This window comes from Arthrobacter sp. Y3223065 (genome assembly GCF_059090885.1).
The window spans coordinates 538,973-555,082 of the sequence record NZ_JBNHGC010000002.1 but is presented as its reverse complement, the minus strand read 5'-3'; the positions used below and the strand labels follow the sequence as shown (position 1 = coordinate 555,082).

16 protein-coding genes are annotated in these 16,110 nt (G+C 69.4%); 6 read left to right on the top strand and 10 right to left on the bottom strand.

Going from position 1 to position 16,110, the window contains the following annotated elements:
- Window positions 1-44 precede the first annotated feature (44 nt).
- Window positions 45-1,130, bottom strand: coding sequence for a 4-hydroxy-3-methylbut-2-enyl diphosphate reductase (locus tag AC5RUK_RS07600; protein ID WP_494151794.1), 1,086 nt, complete (start codon window positions 1,128-1,130; stop codon window positions 45-47).
- Between the two features lie 9 nt (window positions 1,131-1,139).
- The gene (locus AC5RUK_RS07595) at window positions 1,140-1,970 is read right to left on the bottom strand and encodes a hypothetical protein (protein ID WP_494151793.1); all 831 of its coding nucleotides are present in this window, start codon (window positions 1,968-1,970) and stop codon (window positions 1,140-1,142) included.
- Between the two features lie 174 nt (window positions 1,971-2,144).
- Between AC5RUK_RS07595 and xseA the strand changes: the two genes are divergently transcribed.
- Both xseA and AC5RUK_RS07585 read left to right on the top strand, forming a co-directional pair.
- A complete protein-coding gene (gene xseA, locus AC5RUK_RS07590; protein ID WP_494151792.1) occupies window positions 2,145-3,401 on the top strand; it encodes an exodeoxyribonuclease VII large subunit in 1,257 nt (418 codons plus the stop codon).
- 59 nt (window positions 3,402-3,460) lie between these two features.
- A complete protein-coding gene (locus AC5RUK_RS07585; RefSeq protein WP_494151791.1) occupies window positions 3,461-3,745 on the top strand; it encodes an exodeoxyribonuclease VII small subunit in 285 nt (94 codons plus the stop codon).
- A gap of 79 nt (window positions 3,746-3,824) precedes the next feature.
- Here the strand turns inward: AC5RUK_RS07585 and AC5RUK_RS07580 are convergent, their stop codons facing one another.
- From AC5RUK_RS07580 to AC5RUK_RS07545, 8 genes are all read right to left on the bottom strand, one after another.
- Complete coding sequence (locus tag AC5RUK_RS07580) at window positions 3,825-4,685, bottom strand: PPK2 family polyphosphate kinase (RefSeq protein WP_494151790.1); 861 nt, start codon at window positions 4,683-4,685, stop codon at window positions 3,825-3,827.
- Between the two features lie 93 nt (window positions 4,686-4,778).
- The gene (locus AC5RUK_RS07575) at window positions 4,779-5,993 is read right to left on the bottom strand and encodes a pyridoxal phosphate-dependent aminotransferase (protein WP_493988998.1); all 1,215 of its coding nucleotides are present in this window, start codon (window positions 5,991-5,993) and stop codon (window positions 4,779-4,781) included.
- A gap of 69 nt (window positions 5,994-6,062) precedes the next feature.
- Complete coding sequence (locus AC5RUK_RS07570) at window positions 6,063-7,046, bottom strand: ABC transporter substrate-binding protein (protein ID WP_494151789.1); 984 nt, start codon at window positions 7,044-7,046, stop codon at window positions 6,063-6,065.
- A 10-nt stretch (window positions 7,047-7,056) separates the two neighbouring features.
- The gene (locus AC5RUK_RS07565) at window positions 7,057-7,776 is read right to left on the bottom strand and encodes an ABC transporter permease (protein WP_494151788.1); all 720 of its coding nucleotides are present in this window, start codon (window positions 7,774-7,776) and stop codon (window positions 7,057-7,059) included.
- Window positions 7,773-8,543, bottom strand: coding sequence for an ABC transporter permease (locus AC5RUK_RS07560; RefSeq protein WP_494151787.1), 771 nt, complete (start codon window positions 8,541-8,543; stop codon window positions 7,773-7,775). Before AC5RUK_RS07560 ends, AC5RUK_RS07565 begins: the two co-directional genes overlap by 4 nt.
- Entirely contained in the window at window positions 8,543-9,604 is a 1,062-nt protein-coding gene (locus AC5RUK_RS07555) for an ABC transporter ATP-binding protein (RefSeq protein ID WP_494151922.1), read from the bottom strand. Before AC5RUK_RS07555 ends, AC5RUK_RS07560 begins: the two co-directional genes overlap by 1 nt.
- 166 nt (window positions 9,605-9,770) lie before the next feature.
- Window positions 9,771-10,856 (bottom strand): ribosome small subunit-dependent GTPase A, encoded by a 1,086-nt coding sequence (gene rsgA / locus AC5RUK_RS07550; RefSeq protein WP_494151786.1) that lies wholly within the window; start codon window positions 10,854-10,856, stop codon window positions 9,771-9,773.
- Between the two features lie 183 nt (window positions 10,857-11,039).
- Complete coding sequence (locus tag AC5RUK_RS07545; protein ID WP_494151785.1) at window positions 11,040-11,495, bottom strand: NUDIX hydrolase; 456 nt, start codon at window positions 11,493-11,495, stop codon at window positions 11,040-11,042.
- Window positions 11,496-11,740: 245 nt separating this feature from the next.
- Here AC5RUK_RS07545 and AC5RUK_RS07540 point away from each other — a divergent pair, with 245 nt between their 5' ends.
- The 4 genes from AC5RUK_RS07540 to AC5RUK_RS07525 all read left to right on the top strand — a co-directional run bounded on the left by AC5RUK_RS07540 (window position 11,741) and on the right by AC5RUK_RS07525 (window position 16,107).
- The gene (locus AC5RUK_RS07540; RefSeq protein WP_494151784.1) at window positions 11,741-13,483 is read left to right on the top strand and encodes a tetratricopeptide repeat protein; all 1,743 of its coding nucleotides are present in this window, start codon (window positions 11,741-11,743) and stop codon (window positions 13,481-13,483) included.
- Window positions 13,484-13,535: 52 nt separating this feature from the next.
- Window positions 13,536-13,877 (top strand): hypothetical protein, encoded by a 342-nt coding sequence (locus AC5RUK_RS07535; RefSeq protein ID WP_493988991.1) that lies wholly within the window; start codon window positions 13,536-13,538, stop codon window positions 13,875-13,877.
- A 119-nt stretch (window positions 13,878-13,996) separates the two neighbouring features.
- Window positions 13,997-15,442, top strand: coding sequence for a sensor histidine kinase (locus AC5RUK_RS07530; protein WP_494151783.1), 1,446 nt, complete (start codon window positions 13,997-13,999; stop codon window positions 15,440-15,442).
- Window positions 15,439-16,107 carry a response regulator transcription factor gene (locus AC5RUK_RS07525; protein ID WP_493988989.1) on the top strand — a complete coding sequence of 223 codons (669 nt, stop codon included), beginning with the start codon at window positions 15,439-15,441 and terminating at the stop codon, window positions 16,105-16,107. The genes AC5RUK_RS07530 and AC5RUK_RS07525 overlap by 4 nt, the downstream gene beginning before the upstream one ends.
- Window positions 16,108-16,110: the final 3 nt, after the last annotated feature.

Below are 16,110 nucleotides of genomic sequence, written 5' to 3'. Positions count from 1 at the left end.
AGGGTGGCACCGCCGCGGGGCCACCCTGCACAGCGGATGCAGGGTTAGCGTGCGGGGCGGGTGCCGCGGCCGCCGAGGCCACGCGATTCGTCGCCGCGTTCCTTGAGCGTGGCGCGCAGTTCCTTCGGCAGCGAGAAAAGGATGTCCTCTTCGGCAGTGACCACTTCCTCCACGTCGCCGTAGCCATAGTCGCCCAACAGGCGCAGCACCTCGCGCACGAGGACCTCCGGCACGGAGGCTCCGGAGGTCACGCCGACGGTGGCGACGCCCTCGAACCAGGACTCGTCAACCTCGTTGGCAAAGTCCACGCGGTATGCCGCCTTGGCGCCGTACTCGAGGGCGACCTCTACCAACCGGACGGAGTTGGATGAGTTTTCGGAACCAACCACAATGACCAAGTCCGCCAAGGGCGCTATCTTCTTGATCGCGGCCTGGCGGTTGGAGGTGGCATAGCAGATATCGTCGCTCGGCGGATCCTGCAGAGCCGGGAAGCGGTCGCGCAGGATGGACACGATTTCCATCGTCTCGTCGACCGAGAGCGTCGTCTGCGACAGCCAGATCAACCTCTCCGGATCCCGCACTTCCACTGTCCGCGCCTCGTCCGGGTTGTTGACGATCGTGGTGTGGTCCGGCGCTTCCCCGTAGGTCCCTTCGACTTCTTCGTGTCCCTCGTGACCGATCAGGAGAATCTCGTTGCCATCGCGGGCGAACCGGACGGCTTCGCGGTGCACCTTGGTCACCAACGGGCAGGTCGCGTCGATGGTCCGCAGCTGGCGGTCCTCGGCGGACTGCACCACGGCGGGCGAAACCCCGTGCGCGGAGAAAACGACCAGCGAGCCTTCCGGCACCTCGTCCGTCTCTTCAACGAAAATGGCGCCCTTTTCCTCCAGGGTGGACACCACGTGCACATTGTGGACGATCTGCTTACGCACGTAGACGGGTGGACCATAGTGTTCCAGCGCCTTTTCCACGGCGATCACGGCGCGGTCAACGCCGGCGCAGTATCCACGCGGAGCCGCCAGCAGCACCTTCTTGTCACCGTCCACAGGTGCGGCAGCCCAGACCTCATCCGGGGTGCGGCGCTTGCGGGGAATGGTCGGCATGGAAAGGGAAACAGCAGTACTGGCCATGCCTCTATGCTAGCCCGTGGGGCCGGTCCGCCGGGCCCCGCCCAGCACCGCACGCAGAGTGAAACCAGCCACCGCGATCACCAACCCGGCGCCGGCAAAGACGGCGGCCCAGGGCCGGAAGTCGGCGACGGCCAACTCGACCAGCCCCCCCAGGAACACCTGGGCCAATGCACTTTCGCCTGCCGCATTCTCCGCCAGGGGCGGTGCAAGCCCGGCCCCCAGCCAGAGGACCGCGCCCAGCAATGCCGCGCCAATACCGGCCCAGGCCAGTGCCGTGGCCGAACGCCGGGCGGCCAGCAGCATCAGCACCAGCGCCGCGGCCGCCGCCACCGCCGCGACCCACCACTGCGACGGCAGCTCCTGCACCGAGGACAGGATCCCGGCCGCCTCGGCAGAGCCCAGCGGCAACAACACCTGTTCGGGGCTCCGGATATTAGTGCCCAGCGCGTCCGCTACCCGCGAAACCGCCAGCGCCACCACGGGAGCGATATCCAGCGTGACCGCTGCCTCTCCCCCGGCTGTCCCGGAGAACGTATGTGCGTGCGACAGGGCCAGGGTCTCATTCAAAGCCCGCGGAAATCCGGCCAGTTCGGTAATCGCTCCAGCGGTTCGCTTCACGATGGGCCGCACGAGTTCCTGCAGACCGGCGGGCAACTCGGGACTGCCTGCAACTTCTTCCGTTATGGTGGCGGCCAGCGCCGACCGGAACCCGGCGTCGTCGCCCAGCGGGGCGGCCAGCGACACGAACCCTTCACGGTCGAGCACCCGTTGGTTGGCCCAGGCTCCGCACAGCGCGGCGCCGGCGAGGAGCACGGCCAGCAGCCCACTGACAAAAGCCAACAAAGCCCGCACCGTCGCCTCCGTTTCTTCGCTGCCCTCTGGCGGTCCGGCGGCACCCAAGGAGCGCCGCCCACCCCTACCCAGTACAACAGAGAATCGGATTGACGGGGATAACTGGTAAGAATGGAGAGTCTCCGGCAGCCGTCGGAATCACACCTCCGGAAGGGGCAATTCATGGAGTCAAGCGGGGTCCAAGGCGCCGGCACCGGACAATCGACCCTGCCCCCGACTGCCAACCAGACGACGGCCGACAACCCGTGGCCGCTGCGGCTGCTGTCCCAAAAGCTCAAGATGCACATCGACCGCGTGCCGCCCACCTGGGTCGAAGGCCAGGTGATTGAGCTCAACCGCCGGAACGCCACCACCTACCTGACGCTCCGGGACACCGATGCCGAGGCCTCCTTCAGCCTGGTGGTTTGGGGCAGCGTGATGGCGCGCCTGGACATGCCGCTGGAACCTGGTTCCCGCGTGGTGGCACAGATCAAGCCGGACCTGTACGTCAAGACCGGGCGGCTGACCATGCAGACCCGGGACATCCGGCCGGTGGGGCTCGGCGACTTGCTGGTGAGGCTGGAGCGGCTGCGCCGGGCGCTGGCCGCCGAAGGCCTCTTCGATCCGTCCCGCAAGCAGCGGCTGCCCCTGCTGCCGCACCGCATCGGCCTCATCACGGGACGCGATTCCGACGCCATGAAGGACGTCATCCGGAATGCCTCGCTGCGCTGGCCGGCCGTCGAATTCGAAGTCCGGGAAGTTGCCGTCCAGGGCGTGAACGCCGTATCCCAGGTGATGCAGGCACTCGCCGAGCTCGACGCCCACCGGGACGTGGACGTCATCGTCATCGCCCGCGGCGGCGGATCACTGGAGGATCTGCTGCCCTTCAGCAATGAGGACTTGGTCCGGGCGGTGGCTGCCGCTGCCACGCCGGTTGTCAGCGCGATCGGGCACGAAGCGGACCGCCCCTTGCTCGACGACGTCGCGGACCTGCGTGCCTCCACACCGACCGACGCCGCCAAGCGCATCGTCCCGGACGTCGGCGAGGAACTGCACCGCATCGGACAGGCCCGTGCCCTGCTTGCCCGGCGGGTGGAGCAGCTGGTCCACCGCGAAACCGAGCGCCTGGCCGCGCTGCGCAGCCGTCCGGTCATGGCCAACCCCACGGGCATGGTGGACGTCCGGGCGGAAGATCTCCACCGGCTCACCTCGCGGGCCTATCAGGCCGTCTCCGCGGCCGTTCACCGTGACGCCGACCGGGTCGCCCACCTGAAGGCGCAGGTGCGGGCGCTCTCCCCCCAGAACACCCTGGACCGCGGCTACGCTGTGGCCCAACTGCCGGACGGCCATGTTTTGCGTGACGCGGCGGACGCACCGGCAGGAACAAGGTTGCGTCTCCGGGTTGCGGTTGGCGAAGTCGCCGCCGAAGCCCTTCCCTGACGCCGTTCCCGGAAACATCAGACACCACACAGCACCGGCACCGAAAGCGAGAACCCCCCATGACAGAGCAGCCCGCAGCGCCCGCCGACGTCGCGTCCCTCTCCTATGAACAGGCACGCGAGGAATTGGTAGCCGTTGTCAGTCAGTTGGAAGCCGGCGGCGCCAGCCTTGAACAGTCCCTGGCGCTGTGGGAGCGCGGCGAGGCGCTGGCGGCCCGCTGCGAAGCATGGCTGGAAGGCGCACGGCAGCGGCTCGACGCCGCACGCGAGGCGGCAGGCACCGAGCCGTCACCGGCCAGCCCGCGCAGTGCCGGTACTCCCGCGTCCCCGGTGTCACCCCTCTAGTCTGCCCCGGGGCCGTCGGCTCCGCCCCGGCCCGTCGGCTCCCGGGCATGACGGACCGGCGGGCAGGCCCGGACTGGCGCTACGAGGCAGCCAGCCGGGCCTTTTCCGCGGCGACATCGAAGTCCGCCGGCGGCCACTGCGGGTCGACGTCTTCCAGGGCCTGCAGCAGAAGCTCCTGCACGGCGATCCGCGCATACCATTTGTGGTCGGCCGGCACCACAAACCACGGCGCGTCGACGGAGCCGGTCCGTTCCAGCATTACCTGATAGGCCTGCTGGTATTCGTCCCAGCGCCGGCGCGCGTCGACGTCGCCAGGATCGTACTTCCAGTGCTTGTCGGCCCGGTCGAGCCGCGCGCGCAACCGCTTGCCCTGTTCGCGCTTGCCCAGGTGCAGCATGACCTTGATCATCCGGATGCCCCGGCCGGCCACCATCGCCTCGAACTCGTTGATCTGCCCGTAGCGTGCTTCCACCTCCGCCAGGGGCGAGAGCCGGTGCACGCGGTGGATGAGCACATCCTCGTAGTGCGACCGGTCAAACACCCCGATCATGCCGGGACCGGGCAAGGCCCGCTCCACCCGCCAGAGGAAATCGTGCTCCAGTTCCTCCGGCGTCGGTGCCTTGAAGGCCCGGTGGGAAATGCCTTGCGGGTCGGCGGCTCCGACCACGTGCCGGACGATCCCGCCCTTGCCGGAGGTATCCATCCCCTGCAACACCAGCAGGACCGCGTCCGGTGCCCCGCCGCGGCTCTGCGCGAAGAGGCGTTCCTGCAGTTCGGACAGCCGGCGGTCGGAGGCTCTGAGCAGGAGTTTTCCCTCGGTCCTGCCGCCGAGGAATCCGGGCGTGGAGCCGGTATCGACAGCGGCCAGGTCGAATCCCGGGCCGACCCGCAGCAACTCCGATGGTCTCCGCGTGAACACGGGCAATCCGGTCTCTTCCACCTGGTCCTCCTGGTTGCTCGCACCCTATGGCCTGGGCTAGGGGTGGCGACAGCCTACCGAGCCGCCGGCCGCCCGGCTACGCACACGCGGCAGTTACTGCCGGTACCCGGCCAGGAACTCCTCGATCCGCCCCACTGCTTCGGTCAGCACGTCCACGTTGGGCAGCGTGACCAGTCGGAAATGGTCCGGCTGCGTCCAGTTGAACGCCCGGCCGTGCGAGATCAGGATCTTCTGCTGCTTGAGCAGGTCCAACGCAAACTGCTCGTCGTCCTTGATCCCGTAGACCTCCGGGTCGAGCTTGGGGAACAAGTAGAGCGCGCCCTTGGCCTGCTGCGTGCTGACGCCGGGGATCGCGTTCAACAGCTCATAGGCTTTGTTGCGTTGCTCGAGCAGCCTGCCGCCGGGCAGGATGAGGTCGTTGATGCTCTGGTGGCCGCCCAGGGCGGTCTGGATTGCATGCTGGGCGGGCACGTTCGCGCACAACCGCATGTTGGTGAGCAGGTTGATGCCTTCGATGTAGTCCGCGGCCAGATGCTTCGGCCCGGAGATGGCCATCCAGCCGCTGCGGAAACCGCACACGCGGTAGGCCTTGGACAGCCCGCTGAACGTCATGACCAGCACGTCGTCGGCCAGCAGCGCCGTGTTCACATGCTCCGCATCCTCGTACAGGATCTTCTCGTAGATCTCGTCCGAGAACACCACCAGGTCGTGCCGGCGCGCCAGTTCCAGCATGCCCTCGAGGATGTGCCGCGGATAGACGGCGCCGGTGGGGTTGTTCGGGTTGATGATCACAATCCCCTTGGTGTTGGGCGTGATCTTCCGTTCGATGTCTTCCAGGTCGGGCAGCCAGCCCTCTTCCTCCACGCAGAGGTAGTGCACCGGGTGGCCGCCGGCCAGCGACACCGACGCGGTCCACAGCGGGTAGTCGGGCGCCGGGATGAGCACTTCGTCGCCGTTGTTCAGCAGCGCCTGCAGGCTCATGGTGATCAGTTCGCTGACCCCGTTGCCCAGGTACACGTCATCCACGCCGATCTCTTGGATGCCGCGCGTCTGGTAGTACTGCGACACGGCGGTCCTGGCGGAGAAAATGCCGCGCGAATCGCTGTAGCCCTGCGCCGTGGGCAGGTTGCGGATCATGTCCACCAGGATGGCGTCCGGGGCTTCGAATCCGAACGGCGCCGGGTTGCCGATGTTCAACTTGAGGATGCGCTGGCCCTCGGCCTCCATCCGCTGGGCATGCTCGAGGAGCGGACCGCGGATGTCGTAGAGGACGTTGTGGAGCTTGTTGGACTGCTTGAACTGGGCCATCCAAAGATCTTCGCACACAGCACGCGCCGCCCCGGTGACCGAGGCGGCGCGTGAACGGGAGCCAAGGCCCTAGCCGGCGAGGCCCTTTTCCGCCAGCCAGTCCGCGGCGGCGTCGGACGGGTTGCGCTTCTCGTCCCCGCTGACCTGGCGGTTGAGATCGATCAGGTCCTCGGTGGTCAACGCTGCCGAAACCTCGTTGAGCACCCGGGCGGCCTGCTCGTCCACGGCGTCGCTGCGGATCAGCGGCAGCACCTGCTGGGCAATGAAGTTGTTCTTCGGGTCTTCCAGCACCACCAGGTCGTTGTCCTCGATGGACGGGGTGGTGGTGTAGATGTCGGCCACCTGGATCTTGTCGGTGATCAAGGCGTTGAGCGTGGTCGGTCCGCCGTAGTCGTTGATCGGTTCGAAGGACTTGGGCACGCAGCCGTAGTTGGCTTTCAGCCCCGGCAGCCCGTACTCGCGCTCGGCGAATTCGGGGTTGGCTCCGAGCACCAGTTCGCCGCACACCGGGCCCATGTCCTCGATCGACGTCAACTGGTACTCCTCCGCCGTCGCCTTGGTCACCACCATCGCGTCCTTGCTCTCCGCCGACGCAGGCTCCAGGACACCGAGTCCCTCGGGCAGGGCGTCCTCCAGGGCCGTCATGACGTCCTCGGCGGAGGCCGCCGTCGCCTCGGTGTCCAGGAAGAGCAGGAGGTTGCCGCTGTAGTCCGGGATGATATCCACGGACCCTTCCTCCACGGCGCTCACGTAGACCTCGCGCGAGCCGATACCCGGTTGCGTGGTGACGTCGTAGCCGGCAGCGGTCAGCGCGCCCGCGTAGATTTCGGCAATGATCTGGCTCTCCGTGCCTCCGCTGGCCCCGACCACCAGGGATCCGCCGGCGCTGCCTTCGGGTGCCGACGTCGCGTCCTGCAGGGGGTCGGATCCCCCGCCGCAGGCAGCCAACACAAGGGCCAGGGCGGCCGCCCCGGCGGCGAGCACGCTGCGCCGTGCGGCCGGATTCTTGTAGCTCCCATGGTTGCGCGCGTTGTTCCCGGGGTGGTTCTTCATGCTCATCTCCTCATGTGCCGGCACTGGCTGCTCCAACCTTACTTGTTCTGCCTTTCGGCCCGCCTCCGGCGCTGCGCACGCCGGGCGATACGGCGACTTTCTGCACCGTGGCCAGCAAGGCGTCCACGACCAGTGCCAGCGCCGCGATCAGCAGTGCGCCGGCAAACAACCGCACCGAGTCGCGGACCGCCAGGCCGTCGATCAGATACCGGCCCAGGCCGCCCAGATTGATGTAGGCCACGATGGCCACCGTGGCGATGACCTGCAGCACGGCGGCACGCACCCCGCCCAGCAGCACCGGCAGCGCGTTGGGCAATTCCACGCGGAACAGGACCTGCCACTCGGTCATGCCCATCGCCCTCGCGGCGTCCACCAGCTGGCGGTCGACGGCGGCGATCCCTGAGTACGTGCCGGCCAGCAGCGGCGGGATGGCCAGGATCACCAGGGCGTAGATCGGCGGCATCAGGCCCAGTCCCATCAGGATGACGAACAGGGTCAACAGGCCCAGCGTGGGCATGGCCCGCAGTCCGCTGGCAATGCCCACGACGGCGATGCGCCCCCTTCCGGTGTGGCCGACGAACAGCCCCAGCGGCACGGCGATGGCCGCGGCGATCACCAGCGTCAGGGCGCTGTAGTAAAGGTGCTCCGCCAGCCTGGCCGGCACGCCCGCCGGTCCGGCCCAGTTGGCCGGATCCGCCAGCCACGCCGCGGTCTCTTCAAACAGGTTCATCCGCGCACCGTCGCTCCCGCGGCGTCCGGCCGTTCCCCTCCGGCGGCGAAGGAGCCGGTCCCGGCACCACCGGCCTCCGGCAACGTGCCGGTTATGCCGCCTGTCCGCGGCGGCCCGGTTCCGTCAGCAGCGGCACCCGGGCGCCGCCACGGCGTGAGCACCCGCTCAAGCGCCAGAAGGAGCACGTCCATCAGCGCCGCCAGCACCAGGGTCATCAGGATTCCGACCACGATTTCGGTCATGAAGTAGCGCAGCAGTCCATCGGTGAACAGGAAACCGAGGTTCCGGACGCCGATCAGAGCCCCGACGCTGGCCACCGAGATGTTGCTCACGGACACCACCCGCAGTCCCGCCACCAGCACCGGGATGCACAGGGGAAGGTCCACTCTGAAGAACCGGCGCACCGGCAGGTAGCCCATGGCCACGGCTGCCTGCCGGACGCCGTCGTCCACGGAGTTGAGCGCGTCCACCACCGCGCGGACCAGCAGCGCGACCGAATACACGGTTAGCGCCACGATCAGGTTGGACATTTCCAGGATGCCGGTGCCCAGGACCACCGGCAGGATCACGAACAGGGCCAGCGACGGGATGGTGTACAGCACCGAGGAGAGGGACAGAATCAGGCCGCGCACCGCACGGATCCGCCAGGCCAGGTAGCCCAGCGGCAGCGACACCACGAGCCCGAGCACCAGCGGAAGCGCGGACTGGAACAGGTGGAGGGCGCTCAGCTCCATCAGATACGGCAGGTTCGCCAGGAACCAGTCCATCAACTGCCGCCCGTCCGGAGTTTCTGCAGCACCGCCGCGGGATCGACCAAACCGGCCACCCGCCCGTCGGCGTCGACGGCGACGCCGGCACCGGACGGCGACGACAACGCCGCATCCAGCGCCTGGCGCAGGCTGGACCCCAGGGTGAACAGCGACCCGCCGATCCGGGCCCGGGCCGGGTCCCGTTCCCCGGGAGGCAGCCACCCCGCCGGCGCGCCGTCGTCGTCGGTCAACAACAGCCAGCCATCCCCGGACGCCTCGCCCACCCCCTCCGCGGTCGCGGTGTGGGCAGGCAGCAGCGGCAGCCCGAGCGCACTGCTAAAGGACAGCGAGCGGAAACCGCGGTCCCGGCCGACGAAACCGGCGACAAAATCGTCCACCGGCGCCCGCAGGACCTCCTCGGGCGGGGCGAACTGGGCCAGCCGGCCCCCGGTGGCGAAGACGGCCAGTTTGTCGCCGAGGAGGGCCGCTTCGTCGATATCGTGCGTGACGAAGACGATGGTTTTGGCCAGCTGCTGTTGCAGCCGCAGCAGCTCCTGTTGCAGCTCGGCGCGGACCACCGGATCCACCGCGCTGAACGGCTCGTCCATGAGCAGGATCGGCGGATCCGCCGCGAGCGCCCGCGCCACTCCGACGCGCTGCTGCTGGCCGCCGGAGAGTTGGGCCGGATACCTCCTGCCCAGCTCCCGGGATAGTCCGACGACGTCGAGCAGCTCGTCGGCCCGCTTGCGGGCCGACGCCCGGCGGACTCCGTTCAGCCGGGGCACGGTGGCGACGTTGTCCAGCACCGTGCGGTGCGGCAGCAGCCCGGCAGATTGCATGACGTAGCCCATGGACCGGCGCAGGGCCGCTGCGGGCCGGTCGGAGACGTCGTGGCCGTCCACGAGGACGGACCCGGAGGTTGGCTCCACCATCCGGTTGATCATCCGCAGCGAGGTGGTCTTGCCGCAGCCCGAAGGGCCCACGAAGACGGTGATCGCGCCGCGGTCGATGTCCAGCGTCAGGTCTTGAACCGCGGGTTGTCCGGCGTAGGTCTTGGTGACTGCGCGGAACTGCACCATGGGGCCGTCTCCGGCCTCGGCGACGCCGGCCGACAGGTCCGCCGGCCGGGCGGCCGGCCGCGTGGGCTCGGGCATGCTGAACCTTCCGTGGGGGGTCCCGCGGCCGGCTGGGCCGCAGGAGTGCTGGCACCGAGTCTAGTCAACCGCGCGGCCCGCGAGCACACGATCAGCGCCCGCCGCGATGGTCCTTGGCCTGTGCGGCGGCCTTCGCCATCCTGGCGAACTGCCGGCCGGCCCGGCGCTGTTCCGCCACGTTCTGCCTCAGGTGCAGGCGGGCCAGTTCGCGTTCCATCTTCCGGTAGCTGTCCCAGCGCCGCTGCTCCAGGCTGCCGGCGTCGAGGGCCTGGCGCACGGCGCAGCCCGGTTCGGCGCCATGGGAGCAGTCGTTGAACCGGCAGCCGGAGGCCAGGTCTTCGATGTCGGCGAACATGGTCGCCAGCCCTTCCTCCGCATCCCACAGCGCGAAGCCGCGGATGCCAGGCGTGTCCATCAGGACCGCACCGTTGGGCAGGGGAATGAGCTCACGTGCCGTGGTGGTGTGACGGCCCTTCCCGTCACCGGCACGGACGGCTCCTGTGTCCTGCACCGCACGGCCTGCGAGCGCATTGATCAGGCTGGATTTTCCCGAGCCCGAGGGGCCGAGCAGCACCATCGCGCGGCCGGGGCCCAGGTATTCGGCCACGGCATCGAGTCCGTCGCCCGTTTCCGCGCTGGTCGCCAAGACGTCGGCGCCGGCGGCCTGGTCGACGATCTGGGCGGCGACCTCGTCTTGGTGCCCGCTCAGGTCGGCTTTGGTCAGGATGACCACCGGCAGCGCGCCGGAATCCCACGCGGCCACCAGGGTCCGCTCCAGCCGGTTGGCCGACAGCGGCCGGTCGAAGGGCACCACGATGCCGACCAGGTCCATGTTGGCCGCCAGGATCTGCTCGGCCGCAAGCGGATCGTAGGCCTGTTTGCGGGACAGGGCGGAAAACCGCGGAAGCAGCCCGGCGATGGCCGGGCCGCCTGCGGAAGCCGGGCGGGCGGCGTCGTACGCCACCCAATCACCGGTGGCCGGCTGCGGGCTGAGCCCTGCGGTGGGCAGGTGCAGCAGGCCGCTGTCGGCCGCCAGCAAAACGCGGCCCCGGTCGGTGCGCACAACCCGGGCAGGGCGGAGCGCCGGATCGGGAAAATGGAGGTTAAACTGCGCGGCGGTGTGTTGGGTATAGCCGTGGCTGCGCAGCAGGGAATGCGGGTGATGGGTGTCGGTCACGACGGTTACCTCGGGACGTGAGGCCTCCGCGCCGGACGTTCCGGCCGCTAGCCGCGGCGCGGGCGGGGTACGGAGGCTGGGCTGGTGATGGCAGCAGGATCTGCGGGATAAACGGTCATCACACCCACCTCCTCAGGGTTGTCCGGCGGGCTGGTCAGCCCGGCAACTGGATCAGCATAGCGCTCACCGGCCGTTTGCGGAATGGTCCGCCGGGACGCCGTCCGGGAAGTAGAGGCGCAGCCCCAGATCCACCAGGTCGACCCGGTCCAGCGTCGGAACCTCATGGAGCGGGATCCAGCGGGCCAGGTCCGTGGATCCGTCGGCCTCGTCTGCCAGTTCGCCGTCGACAATACTGGCCGCGTAGATGACCCGGAAAGCGTGCAGCGGCCGGTGCCCGTGCAGGCGCTTCGCGGCCGGAATGTGCTTGCTGTCCACGCCCAGCAACTGCTCGAGCCTGGCGGCATAACCCGTTTCTTCCCGGATCTCGCGGACCGCGCCGGCGGCGGCGTCTTCGCCGTATTCCAGCCCGCCGCCGGGCAGGGTCCAGCGCGGCCAGCCTGCGCCGGTCCAGCGGACCAGCAGCACCGCGCCGTCGGCCACGATCACGCCGTAGGCGGCCACGCGCGTGTCGAATTCCATGTCCCCTAGTCTAGGGCGGCGGGCGGGACCACTACCGGACGCTGATGCCGCTGTGTGCAAGCATTTCTTTGCAAAGGTTCGTTTGGGTCTTTGGCCTCCGCGCCGGCGGCTTATCAACAGGTCCCGGCACTCCCGTTCGGGGAGCGCAGGGGCATTGCGCCGACCCCTGTTGGCGGCTAGAACTAAGACCATGGGCAACGCGCCAGCAGGGTTCCACGGCACAGCGCTGCGGAAGCGGGGCCACCGTGCCTGAGTCCGCCGCGACTGTGCCGCGCGGCCTGATCGCCGACCGCCTGCGCGCCGTGCTGGAGAGCGCCGGACCCGATCCGGCACGGTTCCCGGCGGCTGCCAGGGATTGCCTGGACCGCGCCTATGAAGCGGCCTATGCCGAGAACCACGCGGGTGCCCGGGCCTTGGCGCAGGCCGGCCTCGCCCGGTCCTCGGACGCCGATCTTGACGTCCGGCTGGGCTTGTACTCGGTGCTGATTGCGCTCGCCCAGCTGGCCGGCGAAGAGAACCAGGTCCGGGAGTATCTCCACGCCCGCATCGCCTTGCTCCGCAACCACGGGCTGGCGCTCGAGGCCGCTGCAGGTGAGCGGCTGGGGACGGCCCTGTTCCGCGAAGCCGGCGACGACGATCTTCCGCTCCTGGAGGCCGAACTCGCCCGCCTGCTGGAGACCCATGCCCCGGGGTCGGTGACGGCCGACGTCCAGCTGGCGATCGCCGTCGTCCGTTCCCAGCGCGGGGAAGCGAAGCAGGCGATCGCGCTGCTGGAGGACGCGGTGGTTGGTTACGAGCATTCCGGCCGGACCGACAGCTTGTCCGGTGCGCTGATGTACCTGGCCAACACCTACCTGCAGGCCGACCAGCCGGAACGGGCCACCGCAGTTGCCGACCGGATGCTGGCCTTGCCCGGCAACCGTGCAACCACCGCCAGCATGTGGCTGTTGAAGGCCAATGCCGCCGGCGGCGAGGGCGCGGCCGGGCTGGAGGAAGCGCTGACGGCGCTGGAACTGTACGCGGCTGCCGGGGTCCGCAAGGGTGCCATCAGCGCCGCCGTCGTGTTGGCGCGGCTGTGTGCCGGCACCGGCGACTATGAAGACTCGGTGCTGGCCTGGCAGGCGGCGGTCGCCCAAGCCGAACGCGGTGAGGTCCAGGAAGAGCTCACGCTGCGCCTGGCGCTGGGAAACCAGCTGCTGGAGGCGGAAGAGTACGAACTGGCGGGCGAGGTGCTGTCCAAGCTGCTGCAGCGGCTGGAACACACCGAGGCGCCCCATGCGCAGGTGGCGCGGGCGTTGATGAGTCTGGGCCACGCGCACCGGCACGCCGGCCGGACGGCCGAGGCGCTGGACTGTTGGCGCCGGGCGGTGGCCGAATTCAGCCACGGCGGCGAGTTCGGCGAGGCGGCCCGCGGCCTGCTGGCGACCGGCACCCTGCTCTCCCGCGAGGGCCGCGACAAGGACGCCCTGATCTGCTTCGAGGCGGCGGTGGCCGCCGCGCGCAAGGCCGAGGACGACGACGCCGCGCTGCCGCAGGCCCTGCACGCACTCGGACATGCCCTGTGCGAGGCCGGCGACCCGGACGGGCTCACGGTTTTGGACGAGGCCATCCGGCTGGCGCACCTCTACGGGGCACGGTGGTACGAGGCGGATTACAGCGACACCCGGGCGAGGGGGCTGTGGGCGCTGGAGGACGGCACCGGCGCGGTCTCGGCGGCGCTGCAGGCGGCCGACCTTTACTCGGCTGCCGACGACGCAGCCTCGGCCGGCAACGCCGAACTTTTCGCGGCCCATGTGCTCGCGGAGATGGGCCGCGCCGACGACGCCGTGCCGATGTTCAAGCTGGTGCTGCAGGAACCCGACGTCAGCCGCACGCTGCGCGTCGCGGCCCAGCTGGGTCTGGCCTCCGCACTGGACGCCCTGGGCCGGACGGTCGAGGCGGACATCGCCCGCCGGGCCGCGGACGCCGCGGCCAACAGCCCCGACTGACCCTGCCGACGCTTCTCATCTTGATCTCATCTGCGCCGTGGATACTGGTGTCATGCCTCGTACAGCCATCCGCACCGTCCTGGTGACGCTGGCCGTGCTGCTCGGACTGGGCGCCGGAGGCGCCGCACTGGCCGCCACCCTGCGCGAGCCCGGGCCCACCGACCTGGGCCCGTCCATCAGCGTCACGCAGTCCGGATCGCCGGCCCCGGCCGGAAGCCCGGCGCCGGAAGTCAGCGCGCCGCCCTCGCCCACGCCGACCGCCTCCCCGTCTCCGTCCGCTCCGCCCCGCCCGCCGGAAGGCAACGGACCGGTTCCGGTCCAGCCGGCGCCGCCGCAGGACTACGACGACGATGACGGGGACGACTGGGATGACGACGGCGGGGACGATGACTGAGTCCGGGCTGCCCGGTCCGGCAGAAAAATCCACGCCAACAGCTACGTCCCGCCACCACCGCCACGCCGTCGGTCGTCGCGGCGGCCTGCGGCGTGGCAGCGGCGCCCTTACCGGCGGCCGTGCATAGGCCGCCGGGCGGACTGTCCGTCCGCGTCCGGGTACTGGCCGCGGTGCTCGCCCTATCGGCCCTGGGCCTGGTGGTGGCCGGATCGGTGGCGTTCGCCTTGCAGCGGTCCAATATCATCCAGCGGGTGGACGACTCGCTGCAGCGCAGCGTCAGCGAGTTCAAGACCTTGGCGGCCACAGGCATTGACCCGGACACTGGCCAGCCCTTCACACAGGCCAGCCGGTTGGTCTTCCTGGCGATGCAGCGGACGCTTCCCTCCGCCAACGAAGGCATGCTCGGCCTCGTGGACGGCAGGGTGACGTACACGGCGAGCCCGTCCGTACAGCTAAGGCTCGAGCAGGATGCCGAACTCGTGGCCCTGCTGGGCCCGGACGCGACTGCGTCCGACCGGGTGGTGCTCACCACGATGCAGACATCGACCACCACGTACCGGGTAGTCACCGTGCCGGTGCAGCTCTCCTCCGACCCGGCCCACAGCACGTTCGTGCTGGCCTATGATTACGACGCCGAACTGCAGCAGCTGGACAACATCTTCCTGACCTACGCGTTGATCGGGTTCGGTTCGCTGGTACTGATCGGCGTCGTCGGCTGGCAGGTCGCCGGCCGGCTGCTGGCACCGATCCGGCTGGTGCGCGAAACGGCACAACGGATCACCGACGCGGACCTGACCCAGCGCATACCGGTGAGCGGCAACGACGACATCTCCGAGCTCTCCCGCACGTTCAACGACATGCTGGACCGTCTGGAGGCGTCCATGACGGCGCAGCGGCAACTGCTGGACGACGTCGGACACGAACTGCGCACCCCCATCACCATCCTGCAGGGCCACTTGGAGCTGCAGGACTCGCGCGACCCGGCGGACGTGGAGTCAGTGCGCGGCATCGCCCTGGACGAGCTGGACCGGATGCGGCTGCTCGTTGACGACCTGGTCTTGCTGGCCAAGGCAGAACGTCCGGGCTTCGTGAGCCCGTCCGACGTCGAAGTGGGGCAACTGACCGACGACGTGCTGGACAAGGCGCGGCCGCTGGGCAACAAACGCTGGGCCGTCGACGCGCGGGCCGAAACCCGCTGGCCGCTCGACGGGCGGCGGATCACCCAGGCCTGGCTGCAGTTGGCGGCCAACGCCGTGAAATTCTCCGAGCCCGGTTCCACGGTGGCGATCGGATCGGCCGTGCGCGGCAATCAGCTGCGGCTGTGGGTCAGGGACGAAGGAACCGGCATCCTTCCGGAAGACCAGGGCAGGATTTTCGACCGCTTCGCCCGCGGCAGCAACGGCACGCGGGCGGAAGGCTCGGGACTGGGGTTGACCATCGTCAGCGCCATTGCCGCAGCGCACGGCGGCACCGTGGAACTGGCCTCGGCTCCGGGCGCCGGTTCGACTTTCACCGTCGTGCTCACCGGCCCGGAGGCGGCCGCAGACAAGGAGGAGACAACGTGAGCCAGATTCTGATCATCGAGGACGAGGACAGGATCAGCTCCTTCGTGGCCAAGGGCCTGAAGGCGGCCGGCTATGTGCCCACGGTCGCCGGCACCGGGCGGGAGGGCTACCAGCTGGCCATGACCGGGGACTTCGAGCTGGTCATCCTCGACCTGGGGCTGCCGGACCAGGACGGTTTCACCGTGCTGCGCCGCCTGCGCGAGGGCCGGAACGACACCCCGGTGATCATCCTCACGGCCCGCAGCTCGGTGGACGACACCGTCGCCGGGCTGGAGAACGGCGCGGACGACTACATGTCCAAGCCGTTCCGGTTCGAGGAACTGCTGGCCCGGGTGCGGCTGCGCCTGCGCTCCGAGGCGCAGCCGGCCGACCTTGCCGTCCTGAGCAGCGGCACCCTGAGCCTGGACCTGCGGACCCGGCGGGCCAGCGTGGGCTGCCGGGAGGTGGATCTCTCCGCCCGGGAGTTCGCCCTCGCCGAGGCCTTCCTGCGGAACCCGGGCCAGGTCCTCAGCCGCGAGCAGCTGCTCTCACGGGTCTGGGGATACGACTTCGACCCCGGCTCCAACGTGGTGGACGTGTACGTCCGCTATCTGCGCAACAAGCTGGGGGCGGAGAAATTCGCCACCGTCCGCGGCATGGGCTACCGCCTCGTCACCGACGCCTGAAGC

Bases quoted from the DNA above. Each gene is read 5' to 3' on its own strand.
- AC5RUK_RS07600 (WP_494151794.1), bottom strand. From the start codon at position 1,130: ATGGCCAGTACTGCTGTTTCCCTTTCCATGCCGACCATTCCCCGCAAG.
- xseA (WP_494151792.1), top strand. From the start codon at position 2,145: ATGGAGTCAAGCGGGGTCCAAGGCGCCGGCACCGGACAATCGACCCTG.
- AC5RUK_RS07585 (WP_494151791.1), top strand. From the start codon at position 3,461: ATGACAGAGCAGCCCGCAGCGCCCGCCGACGTCGCGTCCCTCTCCTAT.
- AC5RUK_RS07575 (WP_493988998.1), bottom strand. From the start codon at position 5,993: ATGGCCCAGTTCAAGCAGTCCAACAAGCTCCACAACGTCCTCTACGAC.
- AC5RUK_RS07570 (WP_494151789.1), bottom strand. From the start codon at position 7,046: ATGAAGAACCACCCCGGGAACAACGCGCGCAACCATGGGAGCTACAAG.
- AC5RUK_RS07565 (WP_494151788.1), bottom strand. From the start codon at position 7,776: ATGAACCTGTTTGAAGAGACCGCGGCGTGGCTGGCGGATCCGGCCAAC.
- AC5RUK_RS07560 (WP_494151787.1), bottom strand. From the start codon at position 8,543: ATGGACTGGTTCCTGGCGAACCTGCCGTATCTGATGGAGCTGAGCGCC.
- AC5RUK_RS07555 (WP_494151922.1), bottom strand. From the start codon at position 9,604: ATGGTGCAGTTCCGCGCAGTCACCAAGACCTACGCCGGACAACCCGCG.
- AC5RUK_RS07545 (WP_494151785.1), bottom strand. From the start codon at position 11,495: ATGGAATTCGACACGCGCGTGGCCGCCTACGGCGTGATCGTGGCCGAC.
- AC5RUK_RS07535 (WP_493988991.1), top strand. From the start codon at position 13,536: ATGCCTCGTACAGCCATCCGCACCGTCCTGGTGACGCTGGCCGTGCTG.